The 18,068-nt window shown below is 39.3% G+C and carries 21 protein-coding genes and 2 pseudogenes; 19 read left to right on the forward strand and 4 right to left on the reverse strand.

Going from position 1 to position 18,068, the window contains the following annotated elements:
- Together LG372_RS09170 and LG372_RS09175 are read left to right on the forward strand one after the other, a co-directional pair.
- On the forward strand, positions 1-779 hold a 779-nt coding region (locus LG372_RS09170), incomplete at its 5' end, for a zinc-binding dehydrogenase (RefSeq protein ID WP_225742658.1).
- Between the two features lie 16 nt (positions 780-795).
- Complete coding sequence (locus LG372_RS09175; RefSeq protein WP_225742659.1) at positions 796-1,440, forward strand: TetR/AcrR family transcriptional regulator; 645 nt, start codon at positions 796-798, stop codon at positions 1,438-1,440.
- A 93-nt stretch (positions 1,441-1,533) separates the two neighbouring features.
- Here the strand turns inward: LG372_RS09175 and gdhA are convergent, their stop codons facing one another.
- Entirely contained in the window at positions 1,534-2,880 is a 1,347-nt protein-coding gene (gdhA, locus tag LG372_RS09180; protein WP_000199532.1) for an NADP-specific glutamate dehydrogenase, read from the reverse strand.
- A 240-nt stretch (positions 2,881-3,120) separates the two neighbouring features.
- Between gdhA and LG372_RS09185 the strand changes: the two genes are divergently transcribed.
- From LG372_RS09185 to LG372_RS09215, 7 genes are all read left to right on the forward strand, one after another.
- Positions 3,121-4,056: a dihydroorotate oxidase gene (locus LG372_RS09185; protein WP_225742660.1), complete on the forward strand. Its 936-nt coding sequence runs from the start codon at positions 3,121-3,123 to the stop codon at positions 4,054-4,056.
- A gap of 33 nt (positions 4,057-4,089) precedes the next feature.
- Positions 4,090-5,127, forward strand: a complete 1,038-nt coding sequence (holA, locus tag LG372_RS09190; protein WP_042751000.1) for a DNA polymerase III subunit delta — start codon at positions 4,090-4,092, stop codon at positions 5,125-5,127.
- A gap of 370 nt (positions 5,128-5,497) precedes the next feature.
- Positions 5,498-6,103: a superoxide dismutase SodA gene (sodA, locus tag LG372_RS09195; RefSeq protein WP_000974733.1), complete on the forward strand. Its 606-nt coding sequence runs from the start codon at positions 5,498-5,500 to the stop codon at positions 6,101-6,103.
- 156 nt (positions 6,104-6,259) lie between these two features.
- Positions 6,260-6,790 (forward strand): YutD family protein, encoded by a 531-nt coding sequence (locus tag LG372_RS09200; protein WP_049486860.1) that lies wholly within the window; start codon positions 6,260-6,262, stop codon positions 6,788-6,790.
- 20 nt (positions 6,791-6,810) lie between these two features.
- Positions 6,811-7,896, forward strand: coding sequence for a 23S rRNA (adenine(2503)-C(2))-methyltransferase RlmN (rlmN, locus tag LG372_RS09205; RefSeq protein ID WP_000804760.1), 1,086 nt, complete (start codon positions 6,811-6,813; stop codon positions 7,894-7,896).
- Positions 7,896-8,378, forward strand: coding sequence for a VanZ family protein (locus LG372_RS09210; RefSeq protein ID WP_049511068.1), 483 nt, complete (start codon positions 7,896-7,898; stop codon positions 8,376-8,378). The genes rlmN and LG372_RS09210 overlap by 1 nt, the downstream gene beginning before the upstream one ends.
- 1 nt (position 8,379) lies before the next feature.
- The gene (locus LG372_RS09215; RefSeq protein ID WP_049511069.1) at positions 8,380-9,921 is read left to right on the forward strand and encodes an ABC-F family ATP-binding cassette domain-containing protein; all 1,542 of its coding nucleotides are present in this window, start codon (positions 8,380-8,382) and stop codon (positions 9,919-9,921) included.
- A gap of 54 nt (positions 9,922-9,975) precedes the next feature.
- On the opposite strand, the gene LG372_RS09220 is transcribed toward LG372_RS09215, so the two are convergent.
- Together LG372_RS09220 and LG372_RS09225 are read right to left on the reverse strand one after the other, a co-directional pair.
- A complete protein-coding gene (locus tag LG372_RS09220; RefSeq protein WP_225742661.1) occupies positions 9,976-10,779 on the reverse strand; it encodes a peptidylprolyl isomerase in 804 nt (267 codons plus the stop codon).
- Between the two features lie 442 nt (positions 10,780-11,221).
- Positions 11,222-11,418, reverse strand: a pseudogene (locus tag LG372_RS09225) (hypothetical protein); the annotation flags it as partial.
- A gap of 175 nt (positions 11,419-11,593) precedes the next feature.
- Here LG372_RS09225 and rpsP point away from each other — a divergent pair.
- The 9 genes and pseudogenes from rpsP (at position 11,594) to LG372_RS09270 (ending at position 17,243) form a co-directional block, all read left to right on the forward strand.
- Complete coding sequence (gene rpsP, locus LG372_RS09230) at positions 11,594-11,866, forward strand: 30S ribosomal protein S16 (RefSeq protein WP_000268760.1); 273 nt, start codon at positions 11,594-11,596, stop codon at positions 11,864-11,866.
- Positions 11,867-11,885: 19 nt separating this feature from the next.
- Positions 11,886-12,125: an RNA-binding protein KphA gene (kphA, locus tag LG372_RS09235; RefSeq protein ID WP_000379617.1), complete on the forward strand. Its 240-nt coding sequence runs from the start codon at positions 11,886-11,888 to the stop codon at positions 12,123-12,125.
- 63 nt (positions 12,126-12,188) lie between these two features.
- A pseudogene (locus tag LG372_RS09240) lies at positions 12,189-12,518 on the forward strand (MazG nucleotide pyrophosphohydrolase domain-containing protein); the annotation flags it as partial.
- Between the two features lie 321 nt (positions 12,519-12,839).
- Complete coding sequence (locus LG372_RS09245) at positions 12,840-13,742, forward strand: DMT family transporter (protein WP_225742662.1); 903 nt, start codon at positions 12,840-12,842, stop codon at positions 13,740-13,742.
- Between the two features lie 149 nt (positions 13,743-13,891).
- On the forward strand, positions 13,892-14,749 hold the full coding sequence (locus LG372_RS09250; protein ID WP_225742663.1) for an alpha/beta fold hydrolase: 858 nt from the start codon (positions 13,892-13,894) through the stop codon (positions 14,747-14,749).
- A gap of 97 nt (positions 14,750-14,846) precedes the next feature.
- Complete coding sequence (locus LG372_RS09255; protein ID WP_225742664.1) at positions 14,847-15,635, forward strand: alpha/beta fold hydrolase; 789 nt, start codon at positions 14,847-14,849, stop codon at positions 15,633-15,635.
- Between the two features lie 30 nt (positions 15,636-15,665).
- Entirely contained in the window at positions 15,666-16,184 is a 519-nt protein-coding gene (gene rimM, locus LG372_RS09260) for a ribosome maturation factor RimM (protein ID WP_225742665.1), read from the forward strand.
- Complete coding sequence (trmD, locus tag LG372_RS09265; protein WP_225742666.1) at positions 16,174-16,893, forward strand: tRNA (guanosine(37)-N1)-methyltransferase TrmD; 720 nt, start codon at positions 16,174-16,176, stop codon at positions 16,891-16,893. Before rimM ends, trmD begins: the two co-directional genes overlap by 11 nt.
- An 11-nt stretch (positions 16,894-16,904) precedes the next feature.
- On the forward strand, positions 16,905-17,243 hold the full coding sequence (locus tag LG372_RS09270; protein WP_225742667.1) for an ATP cone domain-containing protein: 339 nt from the start codon (positions 16,905-16,907) through the stop codon (positions 17,241-17,243).
- 30 nt (positions 17,244-17,273) lie between these two features.
- Here the strand turns inward: LG372_RS09270 and LG372_RS09275 are convergent, their stop codons facing one another.
- Positions 17,274-17,594, reverse strand: a complete 321-nt coding sequence (locus LG372_RS09275; RefSeq protein ID WP_001216096.1) for a hypothetical protein — start codon at positions 17,592-17,594, stop codon at positions 17,274-17,276.
- A gap of 98 nt (positions 17,595-17,692) precedes the next feature.
- On the opposite strand from LG372_RS09275, the gene LG372_RS09280 reads away from it, so the two are divergent.
- Positions 17,693-17,908 (forward strand): YdbC family protein, encoded by a 216-nt coding sequence (locus LG372_RS09280; RefSeq protein WP_000807422.1) that lies wholly within the window; start codon positions 17,693-17,695, stop codon positions 17,906-17,908.
- Positions 17,909-18,068 lie beyond the last annotated feature (160 nt).

The raw sequence follows: 18,068 nt of genomic DNA on the forward strand, positions 1-18,068 counted from the left end.
ATAAAAATCCAACTGCCCAAGCCATTCGCCAGCGTTTCCAAGGCCAAGTAGCCTATCCTATGCTCTCTAATCTTCCCTTCTCAAGCGACCGCAAGTGGGGAGCAATGGAATTGGAAGGTTTGGGAACTAAGAGGGGAGCTTTAGCAACAGAAATTTGTGTCAATGAATCGGAAATTGTATTGAAACCAGAGATGATCGACATGACTCACGCAGCTACTATGGGAGTAGCTTCTCTAACTGTGGGTGGGGCTTTTAGAAGAATCGGTTTAAATTCAAGAGATACTGTTGTTATTTCAGCTGCAGCAGGAGGTATTGGAAGTATTGCAGTACAGTATGCAGTTGCTAAGGGGGCAACAGTGATCGGAATCGCAAGTAAGAAAAATGCAGAGTATCTGAAGTCTTTAGGTGCCATACCAGTAAGTTACGAAGAGAATATCAAGAAGGCTCTTCTATCAGCTAGTCCAACGCCTATTACAAAGTTTTTGGATTGTTATGGATCTGATTATGTTAGATTGGCTTTTAGTTTAGGTTTGAAGGGAACAGCTATTGGGACATTAGTACCTTCACCCTATGTTATGATAAAAGGTGCTCAGTTTACTGGCCCAAGACATTCTACATACGATGATTTTAGCACTTTATCTGAAATGGTCTCAGAAGGGAAGGTTCAGCTGAAAATTGATCAAGTGTATGACTTTTCTCTAAAGTCAGTTAGAGAAGCCTATCGTAGTCTGAAAATGGGACACAGTCGAGGCAAAAAAGTCGTAAAAGTAAGAGAGTAGAAGAGAGGTGCTAGCGATGGAAAGTTTAGAACAAAAGTATGCTCAGACGTTAGAAGCTAGCAACTTGAGCTTGAAACAACGTCGAGTATTATTATCAAGCTTAAAATTATTCTCAGAAATTGGATTCGAAAATACAACGTCCAGCCTTATTGCCGAACACGCTGGAGTGTCAGAAGGAACTGTTTTTAGTTACTTTAAAACAAAGGAAGGTATTTTAGAAGCCATTTTATCTACTTTTCTAGAACAGGTTATTCCAGAAGTGATTGAAGATTTCTCAGAAAAAAAATTCACAGTAGATCAAGAAACTTTTCCCTTCTTTTTAAAAAATATTGTCAGAGATAGGCTCTTTTTGATTCAGGAGAATCAAATGCATGTTAAAATTCTCTTGGGGCGTTCTTTTATCAATAAAAATCTTTCTATCCAGTTAGGAAATATTATTGTTCAATCTATAATAGAACCAATTAGCCCGGTTTTGAATCAATTTAAAGAAAAAGGACTTATTCTAAATTGGTCAAATGAAAGAATTGTTCGTTACATCTTAGCATTGAGTTTTTCTTATCTTATTCCCATGATGTTGAATGATGAAGGAACTATAAACATAGATGAAGTAGTTGATGAAATTGTTGAATGTTTGTCATCTGCCCTAATGAAAGTAAAATAAATTCTGAAGTTAAAACTCACTGTTAATGGTGAGTTTTTTGGATTCAACATAAAAATCCCCAATCGTAGCGATTGAGGATTAAGCAAATGAATCTTAAACAATACCCTGTGCAATCATAGCGTTTGCTACATTTTCAAAGGCAGCAATGTTAGCTCCTGCAAGGTAGTCTTTATCAAGACCGTATGTTTCTGAAGTTGTTTTAGCTGTGTTGAAGATGTTTGTCATGATGTCTTTGAGACGTCCATCAACTTCTTCACGAGTCCATGAGAGACGAAGACTGTTTTGGCTCATTTCAAGGGCTGAAACGGCTACACCACCAGCGTTGGCAGCTTTGGCAGGTCCGTAAAAGATACCATTTTCTTTGTAAACTTTGATGGCATCAAGGTCGCTTGGCATGTTGGCACCTTCAGATACACAGATAACTCCTTGAGCAACCAAACGTTTAGCTGCTTCACCGTTGATTTCGTTTTGAGTAGCACATGGAAGCGCAATGTCATAGTTTCCAGCGTAAGTCCATACAGAACCTTCATGATAAGTAGCAGTTGCCTTCTCAGCTGCATACTCAGTCAAACGAGCGCGACGTTTTTCTTTAACATCAACCAAAAGATCGAAGTCGATACCATTTTCATCGATGACATACCCATTTGAGTCAGATACAGAGATAACAGTTGCACCAAGTTCAGTTGCTTTTTGAAGAGCATATTGAGCAACGTTACCAGAACCTGAAATGACCACTTTCTTACCAGCAAAGCTGTTGCCATTTGCTTTGAGCATTTCTTCAGTATAGTAAACCAAACCGTAACCAGTTGCTTCTGGACGAATCAAGCTACCACCAAACCCAAGAGGTTTACCAGTCAAGACACCAGCATCAAATTGGTTAAGGCGTTTGTATTGACCGTAAAGGTAACCAATCTCACGTCCACCAACACCGATATCACCAGCAGGTACGTCAAGTGATGGGCCAATGTGTTTTTGCAATTCAGTCATGAAGCTTTGGCAGAAGCGCATCACTTCAGCATCTGTTTTACCTTTAGGATCGAAGTCTGATCCACCTTTACCTCCACCGATAGGAAGTCCAGTCAAGACATTTTTAAAGATTTGTTCAAATCCGAGGAATTTCAAAATCCCTTGGTTTACAGTTGGGTGGAAACGAAGTCCGCCTTTGTATGGTCCAACAGCTGAGTTGAATTGAACACGGTAGCCACGGTTTACTTGAACTTTTCCATCACGGTCAACCCAAGGAACACGGAAAGAAATCACGCGCTCTGGCTCAGTAATACGTGCCAAGATATTTTCTTCGATATACTCAGGGTGTTTTTCAAATACAGGTTCTAAAGTGTTGAAAAATTCTTCGACAGCTTGGAGGAATTCAGCCTCGTGCCCGTTACGAGCTTTCACAGTTTCAAACACGCTTTGGATATATTCTTTAGCAGATGTCATATCGTTCTCCTTAAATTCTAATTTAATTATGTGTGTCATTATAGCAGAATTTTTTTTTACTGTAAAGAAAAAAACAGAAATTTTCTAAAAATTCTATCAATTTAGTTTTGATATTTAGTTTTGAGGCTTTTTGAAAATAGATAAAAAACGAACGATTTTCTTATAAATTACTTTCTCAAAGAGAAAATCTGAAAATGTGGTATAATATTAGCAATAAAAGGAATCTGGAGGATTAGAATCATGGTATCAACGAAAACACAAATAGCTGGCTTTGAGTTTGACAATTGTTTGATGAATGCAGCAGGTGTGGCTTGTATGACGATAGAGGAGCTGGAAGGGGTTAAAAACTCAGCGGCAGGAACTTTTGTGACCAAGACAGCGACCTTGGACTTTCGTCAGGGAAACCCTGAGCCACGCTATCAAGATGTTCCACTTGGTTCTATCAACTCTATGGGATTACCGAATAATGGCTTAGACTATTATTTGGACTATCTTTTGGATTTACAGGAAAAAGAGCCAAACCGAACTTTCTTCCTATCTCTAGTCGGCATGTCTCCAGAGGAAACCCATACTATCTTGAAAAAAGTCCAAGAGAGTGAGTTTCGTGGTCTGGCTGAGCTAAACCTCTCCTGTCCAAATGTTCCAGGTAAACCTCAGATTGCCTATGATTTTGAGACAACAGACCGGATTTTGGCAGAGGTATTTGCCTACTTCACCAAACCTCTTGGAATTAAATTGCCACCATATTTTGATATTGTTCACTTTGACCAAGCGGCAGCTATTTTCAACAAGTACCCGCTCAAGTTTGTCAACTGCGTCAACTCTATCGGAAACGGCCTTTATATAGAAGATGAGTCTGTCGTTATTCGTCCTAAAAATGGTTTCGGTGGCATTGGTGGGGAGTACATCAAACCGACTGCTCTAGCGAATGTTCATGCCTTTTATCAACGTTTAAATTCTCAAATCCAAATCATCGGAACAGGAGGAGTTCTGACTGGTCGTGATGCCTTTGAACACATCCTCTGTGGAGCAAGTATGGTACAGGTGGGAACCACCCTTCACAAAGAAGGCGTCGTTGCTTTCGAACGTATTACCAATGAACTAAAAGCTATCATGGTGGAAAAAGGGTACGAGAACCTAGAAGATTTCCGTGGGAAATTGCGCTATATTGACTAAATTAAATCGAAAAATCAGAAGAAAGGAGAGAGGATGCTAGCTATTGAAGAAAGTCAGAAGTTGACTTTATCAAATTTACCGAGTCTGAGCCTATTTACAGGGACAGATCAGGGTCAGTTTGAAGTTATGAAGAGTCAAGTATTGAAACAGATTGGCTATGATTCTGCTGACCTTAACTTTGCCTACTTTGATATGAAAGAAGTAGTTTACAAGGATGTGGAACTGGAGTTGGTCAGCCTTCCTTTCTTTGCGGATGAGAAAATCGTGATATTAGATCATTTTGTCGATATCACAACTGCTAAAAAGCGCTTTTTGACAGATGATGAGCTCAAGTCGTTTGAGGAATACCTTGACAATCCCTCCCCAACAACCAAGTTGATAATCTTTGCAGAAGGAAAGCTGGATAGCAAAAGACGGTTGGTTAAATTACTGAAGCGTGATGCCAAGGTTTTTGATGCAGTAGAAGCTAAAGAACAAGAACTGCGCCAGTATTTTCAAAAGTGGAGTCAGAAACAGGGTCTGCAGTTTACTAATCATTCTTTTGAAAATCTCCTTATCAAGTCGGGTTTTCAATTTAGCGAAATCCAGAAAAATCTCCTCTTTTTACAATCTTATAAGGCAGATTCCATTATCGAGGAAGAGGATATTGTCAATGCTATTCCCAAGACCTTGCAGGACAATATTTTTGATTTAACTCAGTTTATTCTGACTAAAAAGATGGACCAGGCGCGAGATCTGGTTAGAGATTTGACCTTGCAAGGGGAAGATGAAATCAAGTTGATTGCAGTCATGCTAGGACAATTTCGGACTTTTACTCAGGTGAAAATTTTGTCGGAGTCTGGGCAAACAGAATCTCAGATTGCAAGTAGTCTAGGCAGTTTTCTGGGACGAAATCCTAATCCCTATCAAATCAAGTTTGCGTTGAGGGATTCACGAGGCCTTTCCTTGAACTTTTTGAAGCAAGCTATTTCTTATTTGATTGAGACAGACTATCAGATTAAGACAGGACTCTATGAAAAAGGTTTCCTTTTTGAAAAGGCACTCCTACAGATTGCTAGTCAGGTCAATTGACATTTTTTTGAAACTATAACCCGCGTCAATATTATTTTGTCGTGGGTTTCTTAGTGATTTACTTATTTTATACTCAAGGAAAATCAAAGAGCAAACTAGGAAACTAGCCGCAGGTTGCTCAAAGCACTGCTTTGAAGTTGTAAATAAGACGGACGAAGTCAGCTCAAAACATGTTTTTGAGGTTGCGGATGAAACTGACGAAGTCAGTAACTATATCTACGGCAAGGCGACGTTGACGCGGTTTGAAGAGATTTTCGAAGAGTATTATTAAAAAGTATTTCAGTGATTTTTTCATCTATAAGCAAAAAACTTGAAAAAAGTGAATGTTTGCGTTATCATTTTCATATAGAAAGAAAAAGAGGTATTACAGATGGCTATTATCTTACCAGATCTTCCATATGCATACGACGCTTTGGAACCATACATCGATGCGGAAACAATGCACTTGCACCATGACAAACACCATCAAACTTATGTCAACAATGCTAATGCAGCTCTTGAAAAACACCCTGAAATCGGTGAAGACCTTGAAGCCTTGCTTGCTGATGTAGAATCTATCCCAGCTGATATCCGTCAAGCACTTATCAACAATGGTGGTGGACACTTGAACCACGCTCTTTTCTGGGAATTGATGACTCCTGAAAAAACAGCTCCATCAGCAGAACTTGCAGCAGCAATAGATGCAACATTTGGTTCATTTGAAGAATTCCAAGCGGCCTTTACAGCAGCAGCTACAACTCGCTTCGGTTCTGGATGGGCATGGTTGGTTGTTAACAAAGAAGGTAAACTTGAAGTGACTTCAACAGCAAACCAAGATACACCAATTTCAGAAGGTAAAAAACCAATCTTGGGCTTGGACGTTTGGGAACATGCTTACTACGTGAAATACCGCAACGTGCGTCCTGACTACATCAAAGCTTTCTTCTCAGTCATCAACTGGAACAAAGTAGATGAATTGTACGCAGCTGCTAAATAATGGTATATGGAGGGAAGAATTGTTCTTCTCTTTTTTAGGTTATATGATTCTGGTCTGACGAAATCGTCAGACTTTTTTCATTTTTATGAGAAACGTGCTAACTGCTAGAAATTATGGTAGAATAAAGTATTAAGTAATCGTGGAAAAAGGATATCTATGCGAAAAGAAATTGCACCTGAATTATACAACTATAACAAGTTTCCTGGTCCTGAGTTCCATTTACATGGGGACAAGGTTGAAACGGAAGGGATAGCTTTTTCCTTGGTGGAAAATATCAAGGAAGCTTTTGATGTGACGACTTTTAATCAGCGTTTTTCAGAAGTCTTAACCAAGTTTGATTATATCGTGGGAGATTGGAGCAACGAACAGCTTCGCCTACGAGGTTTTTACAAGGATGATCGAACAGAAGAAAAACTTGAAAAAATCAGTCGTTTACAAGACTACCTTTTAGAGTATTGTAGTTATGGTTGTGCCTATTTTGTCTTAGAAAATGAAGCCCCTAAGCGAGCATCATTTGACAAGAAAATGCGTAAGAAGGAAGAAGAAACACCTTCTAGAAAAGGAAAGAAGCCGGCTCAAACAAAACGAAAACCGAATGCAGATAAGAAAAATAGACGTCGTCAGAAAGACCAGCATTCTCAGAAAGAGGACAAGGGGCAACGTCATTTTGTCATTCGTCAGAAGTGAGTAGAGAATAAGGAGAAGAAATGAAACCGTCAATTTATAGTTTAACACGTCAAACCATGCAGGAATGGGTTTTAGAGCAAGGAGAAAAGAAATTCCGTGCAGATCAAATCTGGGAATGGCTCTACCGTAAACGTGTCCAGTCATTTGAAGAGATGACCAACCTGTCAAAAGATTTGATTGCTAAGCTTAATGACCAGTTTGTGGTCAATCCCTTGAAACAGCGTATCGTTCAAGAGTCTGCTGATGGTACTGTAAAATATCTCTTTGAATTGCCTGATGGTATGTTGATTGAGACTGTACTCATGCGTCAACACTATGGTTTGTCAGTCTGTGTGACCACTCAGGTCGGCTGTAATATCGGTTGTACCTTCTGTGCCTCTGGCTTGATCAAGAAGCAACGTGACCTCAATAACGGTGAAATCGTAGCGCAAATCATGCTGGTTCAGAAGTACTTTGATGAGCGTGGTCAGGACGAACGCGTCAGCCATATTGTTGTCATGGGTATCGGTGAACCATTTGATAATTACAACAATGTCTTGAATTTCGTTCGTACTATCAATGATGACAAAGGAATGGCCATCGGTGCTCGTCACATTACGGTTTCAACCTCAGGTTTGGCCCATAAAATTCGTGATTTTGCTAATGAAGGAGTTCAGGTCAATCTTGCCGTTTCCCTTCATGCACCTAATAATGAACTGCGCTCAAGCATCATGAAGATTAACCGTGCCTTTCCGATTGAAAAACTCTTTGCGGCTATTGAGTACTATATCGAAACAACCAATCGCCGTGTGACCTTTGAGTATATCATGCTCAATGAAGTTAATGATGGTGTAGAACAAGCCTTGGAATTGGCTGAATTGCTCAAGAATATCAAGAAATTGTCTTATGTAAACTTGATTCCTTATAACCCAGTTAGTGAGCATGACCAATATAGCCGTAGTCCTAAAGAGCGCGTCCTGGCCTTCTATGATACACTTAAGAAAAAAGGTGTTAACTGTGTTGTTCGTCAAGAGCATGGTACTGATATTGATGCAGCTTGTGGACAATTGCGTTCTAATACAATGAAACGTGACCGCCAGAAAGCAGTCGCAGCAGTCAATCCTTAATGATGAAGAAAACTTATAATCATGTTTTGGTCTGGGGAGTTATTCTATATAGTATTTGTATCATCTACTTTTGCTTTACTCCTCAAGAACATTCTCCTGTGGGAGTGGAAACTCCAGGTATTCAACATCTTGGACGCCTGGTTTTTCTTTTGACTCCTTTCAATTCTTTCTGGAAACTGGGCCAAGTGAGTGACATTGGACAATTATATTGGATTTTTCTACAAAACATCCTTAATGTCTTCTTGCTTTTTCCTTTGGTGTTCCAACTCCTTTATCTCCTTCCAAACTTGCGGAAAACAAGAAAAGTGCTCTTTTTTAGTTTTCTAGTGAGTCTTGGAATCGAGTGTACGCAGTTAGTCTTGGACTTTTTCTTTGATTTTAATCGCGTCTTTGAAATGGATGATTTGTGGACCAATACCTTGGGTGGCTATCTGGCTTGGCTTCTCTATAAACAATTACATAAAAACAAGATAAGGAATTAAAATGAGTATTTTAGAAGTTAAAAATCTGAGTCACGGTTTTGGTGACCGTGCAATTTTTGAAGATGTGTCCTTCCGTCTCCTCAAGGGGGAACATATCGGTCTGGTTGGTGCCAATGGTGAAGGGAAATCAACCTTTATGAGTATTGTGACTGGTAAAATGCTGCCAGATGAAGGGAAGGTTGAGTGGTCCAAATATGTGACCGCTGGTTACTTGGATCAGCACTCCGTCCTTGCTGAAGGGCAGTCGGTACGCGATGTTCTCCGTACGGCCTTTGATGAGCTATTCAAAGCTGAAGCCCGTATCAATGACCTTTATATGGAAATGGCTGAAGACGGATCAGATGTTGATGCTCTCATGGAAGAAGTGGGAGAACTTCAAGACCGTTTGGAGAGTCGTGATTTCTATACCTTGGATGCTAAGATTGATGAAGTAGCGCGTGCCCTTGGTGTCATGGACTTTGGCATGGATACGGATGTAACCTCTTTGTCAGGTGGGCAAAGAACCAAGGTACTTTTGGCTAAACTCCTCCTTGAAAAGCCCGATATCTTGCTTTTGGACGAGCCGACCAACTATTTGGATGCTGAGCATATTGATTGGCTCAAGCGCTATCTCCAAAACTATGAGAATGCCTTTGTCCTTATTTCACACGATATTCCATTCCTCAATGATGTTATTAATATTGTCTATCATGTGGAAAATCAACAGCTGACGCGTTACTCTGGTGACTACTACCAGTTCCAAGAAGTCTATGCTATGAAGAAATCTCAGCTAGAGGCAGCCTACGAACGTCAGCAGAAAGAAATTGCCGACCTCAAGGACTTCGTCGCTCGAAACAAAGCGCGTGTTGCAACACGAAACATGGCCATGTCCCGTCAAAAGAAACTCGATAAGATGGATATTATCGAACTGCAAAGTGAGAAACCAAAACCATCCTTTGATTTCAAACCAGCTCGTACGCCAGGGCGCTTTATCTTCCAAGCCAAGGATTTGCAGATTGGTTATGACCGTCCTCTGACCAAGCCTTTAAATCTTACCTTTGAACGTAATCAAAAGGTTGCTATTATCGGGGCAAATGGTATCGGGAAAACAACTCTCTTGAAGTCTCTTTTGGGAATTATCCCGCCAATCGCTGGGGAAGTTGAACGTGGAGACTACCTAGAACTTGGTTATTTTGAGCAGGAAGTAGAAGGTGGCAATCGTCAAACACCACTAGAGGCTGTCTGGAATGCCTTTCCTGCACTTAACCAAGCAGAAGTCCGTGCAGCCCTTGCCCGTTGTGGTCTGACAACCAAGCATATTGAAAGCCAAATTCAGGTCTTGTCAGGTGGGGAACAAGCCAAGGTTCGTTTCTGTCTCTTGATGAATCGTGAAAACAATGTTTTAGTGCTGGACGAGCCGACCAACCATTTGGATGTGGATGCCAAGGATGAACTCAAACGTGCTCTCAAAGAATACAAGGGATCTATCCTTATGGTCTGCCACGAACCAGACTTTTATGAAGGCTGGATGGACCAAATCTGGGATTTTAATAATTTAACTTAAGAATGAGAGTAAAAGAAATACAGTATCGAATGTGGATACTGTATTTTTTGGTTTTTAAGATTTAAAATCGTAGTCTTTCACCACTTCGATGCTATCGATAGTAATAGCAGTAGTTGGCTTGTCTTTCTCATCTTTTTCGGCTTTAGCAATCTTATCTACAACATCCATACCATCAATGACTTGACCAAAGACTGGGTGCTTACCATCTAGACTAGGATTTCCCCCTTCTTTGTAGGCTTCGATGATTTTCTTTGGATACTTGCTTGTAGGGAGTTTAGCAGAGGTATCTGTAGAGTTTTGGTTGATGAAGAACTGGCTACCATTGGTGTTTGGTTGACCAGTATTAGCCATAGAAAGAGCACCACGGATGTTATAGAGATAAGGAGTAATCTCGTTCTTGAAACCAGTTCCCTTGTCTTTTGTCTTATCCTTGTCATGCCAGATGGACTGACCACCTGTACCGTCCCCTTTTGGATCTCCAGTTTGAACCATGAAGCCATCGATGACACGGTGGAAGGTAATGCCGTTATAGTAGCCTTCTTTGGCATGAGTGAGGAAGTTTTCAACCGCTAAAGGAGCGAGTTTAGGGAAGAGTTTGATACGGATATCTCCTTGACTTGTGTGGAGAATCACTTCAGCCTCGTCTTCAGCAACTTCTTTAGATAGTTGTGGGAAATTGGCGTTTTCGTTTGTTAAAGCATCGTTTAACTCCTTGGCAGATTGGGCAGCTGCTTTGGAACTTTCTTCAGCAGCAAGACTGGAATCAACATAATCATCACCACGCAGATTGCGTTGGATGCTGCTGCATCCAGCTAGGGCTACAGTGGACAGTAAAAGAAGGGTTGCTAGTTTTTTCATTCTATTCCTCTCAAAAATTCATTTCTACCATTGTACCCTAAAAGGAAGTGGATTTCAAATGTTAGTGACAAGGTAGTTTTAGAGGAGCCAACCAGAAAGTAGCTTGCTTAGAGATTTTTCTTTGGATGACGGTCAACAATGTCCTGGTATGTTCCAGTATGTGCTTTCCTTTTGGAGTTATTTTATAACCGCGAATCGAAAAGAGACCAGCTAATTCCTCTTCTGAAAAATGGTTATGAAGGGCTTGATCCAAATCTGCAATCTTCATTTTAGAAAGGCCAGTAACCCCATTCTTCTTAAGGATATTCTTTTTCATAGTAGCATTCAGATGGTCAAGTGACTCAAAAGCTGTTTCAATGCCAGCATAACCTTTTTCCACCAGAGTTTTTAGATGCTTAGGTGCATCAATGCCATAAGTGTATTCAAAGTATTTAGGGAACCAGGTTTCGGTGGTAAAAGTGCCAAAGTTGATTCTCCATAGTAGAATGATATCACTTACCAGCAAATCATCTGCTAATAATCCATATTTCTCTTGGGAACAGGCTTAGGATTTAGGAGCCAAGCATCCAAATCACGTTTAGGAGAGATGAATGGCTTGACTTGATGGTCTTTATAAAATGTTTCTAGAATAGCATTCATGACATTCTCTTTCTGATTTTTCTTTAAAAATATAACAAATTTCTAAATGGTTTAAAAATTTTATAGTCTGTCAAGTTTTTTTCTTGACACCTGCCAGAAATCTGCTATAATAGAACATGTGCTAAATAGCTTAGCTATTTCACCGAAATAAAAAATAAGAAAAGAGACTTTAAAAATGGCAGTTAAAATCCGTTTGACTCGTATGGGTTCTAAGAAAAAACCTTTCTACCGTATCAACGTAGCAGATTCACGTTCACCACGTGACGGACGTTTCATCGAAACAGTTGGAACTTACAACCCACTTGTTGCTGAAAACCAAGTAACTTTGAAAGAAGACCGCGTTCTTGCATGGTTGGCTGATGGAGCTCAACCTTCAGATACAGTACGTAACATCCTTTCAAAAGAAGGCGTATTGAAAAAATTCCACGATTCTAAATTCTCAAAATAAGTTTAAAGTAGGTTGACAGATGGATACGATTGAAAATCTCATTATTGCGATTGTGAAACCCTTGATTTCACAACCAGATGCCTTAACTATCAAGATTGAAGATACACCAGAGTTTTTGGAATATCATTTGGATCTTGATCAAAGTGATGTGGGTCGTGTAATCGGTCGTAAGGGTCGCACTATTTCTGCGATAAGAACGATTGTCTACTCTGTCCCAACTGAAGACAAAAAAGTAAGAATCGTTATTGACGAAAAATAAGAAGGGCGGGACGGATGTCTCGCTTTTTTTCTTTTTTGTGATGAATAGAAGATGAAAGATTGAACGTTTAGACAATTACAAGACTACTTACTCGAACATTACCAGCAGTCTCGGACTGAGTAAGGTATTTTTATCATGCTAGTGGAGGAAGTCGGAGAAGTAGCTGAGGTTTTGAATGGTCGTTCTGGTAGAAAAAAGGGCGTTCAGGATTCTAACGAGGAACTAGCAAAAGAACTGGCTGATATCATTCACTACACTGTCGCAATTGCGGCCATCAACGACATAGATCTAACCAAGATCATTTTTGAAAAAGATAAAAAGGCGGCTATAAAATATCAGCATGAACGAGATTTGGAAGGATTTTTAGAGAATTTCAAAGAGAATAAGAAATGATTTTTTTCTTATAAAGAAGATTTCACCTATATTGGCCTAGCTAGTAACATAGAAAACAATGAAATTGGCAGTTTATATTATCAAAGTAAGGAATCTCCAAGAGGCAGATAAGTTGGAACTTGTGAGACAAGAACGAGAAAGGCAGACTAGACTAGTAGAGTCCTTTTTAGGCAATGAAAAAGATAAACGGTGAAAATAGGCATAAAAAACCAATCCTAGAAATGCATCTAGCATTTTACTATGCTACAATGGAAAGACAGTCTCAAAGAATTCTAGTCAATCAATCTTGAGAATAGCTATTTTTAAAAGGAGTAACAGTCTATGAACGAGAAAACAAAAGCTTACCTAGCAGCCTTATCCTTTTCAGCAATCATTGGATTTTCTTTTTTATTTACTAAGATTGCTTTAGGCTATGCCAGTCCTCTCACAAACTTAGCGCATCGCTATACAATCGCAGCTTTAGTAATGGTCGTTCTTCATCAAACCAAACTTATCAAAGTGAGTTTAAGTAGAAAAGATATTCTTTCTATTCTTCCTATGAGTCTTTTCTATCCGCTTTTCTTTTTTATTTTTCAATCCTTTGCTTTACAGTATATATCGTCTTCTGAAGCGGGAATTCTACAGGCTCTTGTCCCGATTTTTACGCTCCTTTTAGCATCAGCCTTTCTCAAGGAAAAGACAAGCTTGCTTCAAAAGTTCTTTTTATTTTTATCCGTAGCAGGAGTAGTTTTCATCTTCCTTAGTAAAGGAACTAACCTTGGTACTGAGACTGCTAGCTTTGGCTTTTTCTTGATGTTGGGATCGGTTCTCGCCAATGCAATAAACAATATCCTCAGCAAGTTCAAAGGAGGACGCTATCGGGCTATGGATATGACAGCTGTTGTGATATTTGTTGGCTTCGTCACCTTTAATACGCTGAGTCTGACCTCGCACTATCTAGAGGGGAACATATTAGCTTACTTTGCGCCACTTGGACAGGTATCTTATCTGCTTTCAATTCTCTATTTGGGAATTCTAGCTTCTATCGTTACTGGTAGTCTCTCTATCTATGCTATTGTTCGACTTGGAGCATCAACCGTCAGTGTATTTGGAAATCTTGGAACAGTTTTGACCATTCTAGCCGGAGCTCTTATCCTCCATGAACCAATTTATAGTTACCATGTGATAGGAGCCACTATGATTATTACTGGAATTTTAGGAATGAATCTGATGAGAAAAAAGTAAAGATTGCTTAGCAGTCTTTTTCTTTATCTAAATGATACAGAAGATTCAAAATTTTTAATGGATTTAAGTTTAGAAAATGATGATTTTAATATAGCATGATAAAATAGATAAAAAGAATAATACTAGGATAAAGAAGAGAGAGTTTAAAAATGAAGCAAAATGATATAGCTGAAGCTATTGCTTTTTATAACAGAAAACCCGAGACTTTGATACGTCACACTATACCAGTATTAGATTGTGACTTGGTTGTTTATCATCGTTCTGGAAACACAAATAAAGGCCACATTATTTTTTATCATGGAGCTTGTGGACGTAGTCAGATGTGGGCCCACCAGTATGATGCTTTTGAAGGATTTGACCTCTACTTTGTCAATGTTAGAGGACAGGGTGAATCACCTATGAAAGTTGGCCTACCTGACTTAGAAGGCGCTGTTCAAGATGTAGATGCTATTTTGTCCTATTTCCAGTTGGATAAGGTGATATTGGTCGGACATTCTTGGGGAGGGAATCCACTTCAAGAGTACACCTATCGCCATCCAGAAAGAGTTCTAGCCTTGGTCATGGTAGATAGTTGGGGACAGCATCGTTACCTATCAGATAAAGAGAGAAATCGTATAAAATATAGTTCCCTTATGTACAAAACGATTCCTTGGAAGGTGATTGCAGATAAGAACTCAAAAATGTGTACAGATAATCCTATCACAAGAGAATTAGTCAAGACGGCCATTATAGAAACTGGGCGAGATGTTTTTTTGAACCTTGGAATCACAGGTTTTATGGCTGTCCATGAGATAGAAGGTTATCATGGCAATCCTCCTATGCTATTAGTAAGAGGCGAACACGATTTTCCCAAACACCTAAAAATGATCTACGATAGTATCATTGACTTAAATCCCAATGCGCGTCAAGTAACGATTTCAGATAGCAAACACCAACCGATGAATGACCATCCTAAAGAGTTTAATCAGATAGTTGGTGAATTTTTTGAAGAAGTAGTAGCTTTGTAAGATGAGATTTATCCAACTTGAGAAAATCTTTGGAACGTGATAAAATAAAGGATAAGGGTTTTTAATAATTCATTATATAGAACGAGTGGATTTCTTTATGAAGAGGATTGAAGTATCTACAGAAATTGGTAGTCTCTCTGTTACTTATCAAAAGCAAAAGAAAATGCTAGTTTGTTTAAGTGGCGCAGGTTTGCTACCAAGTTATGAAAATTTTTCACTTATACTTGAAAAACTTCCTCCTACAATTGGTTATTTGACAATTGATTTTCCGAACACAGGTAGGAGTCCGATTCATGACCAAGCTGGAAAAAATCTAGATAATCTTGCAGATGCGGTTTATAAAGTACTTGAAGAATTGGCGATTTCTGAATACATACTTTGTGCACATAGTTTGAGTGGAATTTTAGCTTGTAAATTGCTCAAGAAACCAATTAAGTGTCAGGCTTTAGTAGCAATGGAACCGACAACTAAAAACGTCATGTTTGCTGATTTTTCAGAAGATCCCTATCCAGAAATGGAAGAGCAAATGAGACTGATTGAAGAATTTGGTCCTGAACTTTATTTTAAGAACTTAACTCAAGAGACATTTAGCCCTGAAACTAATAAAGAAATCTGGGAATTAATGCAAGAAAAAGGGTCAGAGTTGGAAAATCAAGATACAGGATTTCAGATATCTGGAGAGATTACTGAGGAAGATTTTGAGAATGTATCGATACAATCTCATGTCCCTGTATTTATTTTTTGTCAGGCTTATAGAGAAAAAGAGTACAGAGAATCAGAATATTGGACTTCCAATACTAAACTCATTTTAGGAGGGAATCACCATTATTTACAATGGTCCGAATCAGAAAAAATTGTGACTATTATTCGAGAATTGTCCGAATAAGATGGAAAGAAATAGAGTACAGGAGACAAGATGAACTACTTTAATGTTGGGAAAATCGTCAATACGCAGGGTTTGCAGGGTGAGATGCGAGTCTTGTCTGTGACGGATTTTGCAGAAGAACGGTTTAAAAAAGGTGCTGAGCTGGCCTTGTTTGATGAAAAAGATCAGTTTGTTCAAACAGTAACTATTGCTAGCCACCGTAAACAGAAGAACTTTGACATCATTAAATTCAAAGATATGTACCATATCAACGCTATCGAAAAGTACAAAGGATACAGTCTCAAGGTCACTGAGGAAGATTTGAACGATCTAGACGATGGTGAATTCTACTATCACGAGATTATCGGTTTGGAAGTCTATGAGGGTGATAACTTGATTGGAACCATCAAGGAAATCTTACAACCAGGTGCCAACGATGTCTGGGTGGTCAAGCGAAAAGGCAAACGTGATTTGCTTTTACCATATATCCCGCCAGTGGTTCTCAATGTTGATATTCCGAATAATCGCGTCGATGTGGAAATCTTAGAAGGGTTAGACGATGAAGATTGATATTTTAACCCTCTTTCCAGAGATGTTTTCTCCGCTACAGCACTCAATCGTTGGAAAGGCTCGTGAAAAAGGGCTCTTGGATATCCAGTATCATAATTTTCGAGAATATGCTGAAAAGGCTCGCCATGTAGATGACGAGCCATACGGAGGCGGACAGGGGATGTTGCTCCGCGCGCAACCTATTTTCGATGCCTTTGACACTATTGAAAAGAAAAATCCGCGCGTGATTCTCCTTGATCCTGCAGGGAAGAAATTTGATCAGACTTACGCTGAGGATTTGGCTCAAGAAGATGAACTAATCTTTATTTGTGGGCACTACGAAGGTTATGATGAGCGTATTAAGGCTTTGGTGACAGATGAGATTTCCCTAGGTGACTATGTCTTAACTGGTGGAGAGTTGGCGGCTATGACCATGATTGATGCTACGGTACGCCTGATTCCAGAAGTGATTGGCAAGGAGTCTAGCCACCAAGATGATAGTTTTTCTTCAGGCCTTCTTGAATATCCTCAGTACACACGTCCCTATGATTATCGAGGTATGGTCGTGCCAGATGTTCTGATGAGCGGGCACCATGAAAAAATTCGTCAGTGGCGATTGTATGAGAGTTTAAAGAAAACCTACGAGCGCAGACCAGATTTGCTTGAACATTATCAACTGACAGCAGAAGAAGAAAAAATGCTGGCAGAAATCAAAGAAAACATAGAATAAAGGAGAAACCTATGCAAGTAATCAAACGTGATGGAGAAATTGCTGAATTTAATCCAGATAAGATTTACCAAGCTATCTTAAAGGCAGCCCAGACTGTCTATGTATTGACAGATGATTTGCGTCAAAACCTTGCACAAGTCACTAAGAAAGTGGTTTTGGACTTGGAAGATGCAAAGGTAGAACGTGCCACTATTAGCATGATTCAGTCTATGGTTGAACATCGTTTACTGGGAGCAGGTTACATTACCATCGCAGAACACTACATTTCCTATCGTCTACAACGTGACTTGGAAAGAAGTGGTTATGGAGATCATATCGCGGTTCATTTACATTTTGAACAAGTTCGTTAAGAAAAAAGAGTGGGATGAAGTAACTACATCTCACTCTTTCTTAAATCTATTTTTTTGGGCTGTTTGGACAGTTGAAGGGACAAATCGCAGGCGTTGAATATCGCTTATACGGATAATACGGGTCACATTTTTGGCAAAATTTTTCACGATAATTTGCTGGCGCTGTTGATCGTATTTGATGATGTCACCTGTAAAACTTGTCTCAGACAAGATAAGGTGAACAGCGGTTTGTTTCTGGATAGCCTCTTCAATAGTGGCTGTAAGGGAGTTGCTTTCAGTCTGGTCTGGTTGGTCATGTCCATTTAAAAAGTCATGTATTTTATCTAGAACTTGCTGGAATTTATGTCTCATAGTGGCCTCCCTTCTTTTATATCAATATTATATAAAATTTTCCTTAAATCTACAAGATTTTACGAATAAACTAATGAAAGCTAAAAAAGGAGAAGAAAATGGCAGAATTTACATTTGAAATCGAAGAGCACTTGTTGACTCTTTCTGAAAACGAAAAAGGTTGGACCAAGGAAATCAACCGTGTGAGCTTTAATGGTGCCCCTGCAAAGTTTGATATTCGTGCTTGGAGTCCAGACCACACTAAAATGGGCAAGGGAATTACTCTTTCCAATGAAGAATTTCAAACAATGGTGGATGCTTTTAAAGGTAACTAAGTTGTCAAAATAAAAGAAAAGGATACTGAGTTATGACAACTTCAATTGCTCCGTAGATAGCTGCAGCTGAAGAAATACCAACAAGGAATCCTTCTTTTCCACCAATTTCATGGCCGAGTGCTAGTGCATCGTCTGATGTTACACGAACGATACCATCATA

Origin of the sequence: Streptococcus sp. Marseille-Q5112 (assembly GCF_916700555.1) — a bacterium.
Lineage (GTDB): Bacteria > Bacillota > Bacilli > Lactobacillales > Streptococcaceae > Streptococcus > Streptococcus symci.

Bases quoted from the DNA above. Each gene is read 5' to 3' on its own strand.
- rpsP (WP_000268760.1), top strand. From the start codon at position 11,594: ATGGCAGTTAAAATCCGTTTGACTCGTATGGGTTCTAAGAAAAAACCT.
- LG372_RS09275 (WP_001216096.1), bottom strand. From the start codon at position 17,594: ATGAGACATAAATTCCAGCAAGTTCTAGATAAAATACATGACTTTTTA.
- rlmN (WP_000804760.1), top strand. From the start codon at position 6,811: ATGAAACCGTCAATTTATAGTTTAACACGTCAAACCATGCAGGAATGG.
- kphA (WP_000379617.1), top strand. From the start codon at position 11,886: ATGGATACGATTGAAAATCTCATTATTGCGATTGTGAAACCCTTGATT.
- LG372_RS09185 (WP_225742660.1), top strand. From the start codon at position 3,121: ATGGTATCAACGAAAACACAAATAGCTGGCTTTGAGTTTGACAATTGT.
- holA (WP_042751000.1), top strand. From the start codon at position 4,090: ATGCTAGCTATTGAAGAAAGTCAGAAGTTGACTTTATCAAATTTACCG.
- LG372_RS09270 (WP_225742667.1), top strand. From the start codon at position 16,905: ATGCAAGTAATCAAACGTGATGGAGAAATTGCTGAATTTAATCCAGAT.
- gdhA (WP_000199532.1), bottom strand. From the start codon at position 2,880: ATGACATCTGCTAAAGAATATATCCAAAGCGTGTTTGAAACTGTGAAA.
- LG372_RS09255 (WP_225742664.1), top strand. From the start codon at position 14,847: ATGAAGAGGATTGAAGTATCTACAGAAATTGGTAGTCTCTCTGTTACT.
- LG372_RS09200 (WP_049486860.1), top strand. From the start codon at position 6,260: ATGCGAAAAGAAATTGCACCTGAATTATACAACTATAACAAGTTTCCT.
- LG372_RS09250 (WP_225742663.1), top strand. From the start codon at position 13,892: ATGAAGCAAAATGATATAGCTGAAGCTATTGCTTTTTATAACAGAAAA.
- LG372_RS09280 (WP_000807422.1), top strand. From the start codon at position 17,693: ATGGCAGAATTTACATTTGAAATCGAAGAGCACTTGTTGACTCTTTCT.
- LG372_RS09215 (WP_049511069.1), top strand. From the start codon at position 8,380: ATGAGTATTTTAGAAGTTAAAAATCTGAGTCACGGTTTTGGTGACCGT.
- LG372_RS09245 (WP_225742662.1), top strand. From the start codon at position 12,840: ATGAACGAGAAAACAAAAGCTTACCTAGCAGCCTTATCCTTTTCAGCA.
- trmD (WP_225742666.1), top strand. From the start codon at position 16,174: ATGAAGATTGATATTTTAACCCTCTTTCCAGAGATGTTTTCTCCGCTA.
- rimM (WP_225742665.1), top strand. From the start codon at position 15,666: ATGAACTACTTTAATGTTGGGAAAATCGTCAATACGCAGGGTTTGCAG.
- sodA (WP_000974733.1), top strand. From the start codon at position 5,498: ATGGCTATTATCTTACCAGATCTTCCATATGCATACGACGCTTTGGAA.
- LG372_RS09175 (WP_225742659.1), top strand. From the start codon at position 796: ATGGAAAGTTTAGAACAAAAGTATGCTCAGACGTTAGAAGCTAGCAAC.
- LG372_RS09210 (WP_049511068.1), top strand. From the start codon at position 7,896: ATGATGAAGAAAACTTATAATCATGTTTTGGTCTGGGGAGTTATTCTA.
- LG372_RS09220 (WP_225742661.1), bottom strand. From the start codon at position 10,779: ATGAAAAAACTAGCAACCCTTCTTTTACTGTCCACTGTAGCCCTAGCT.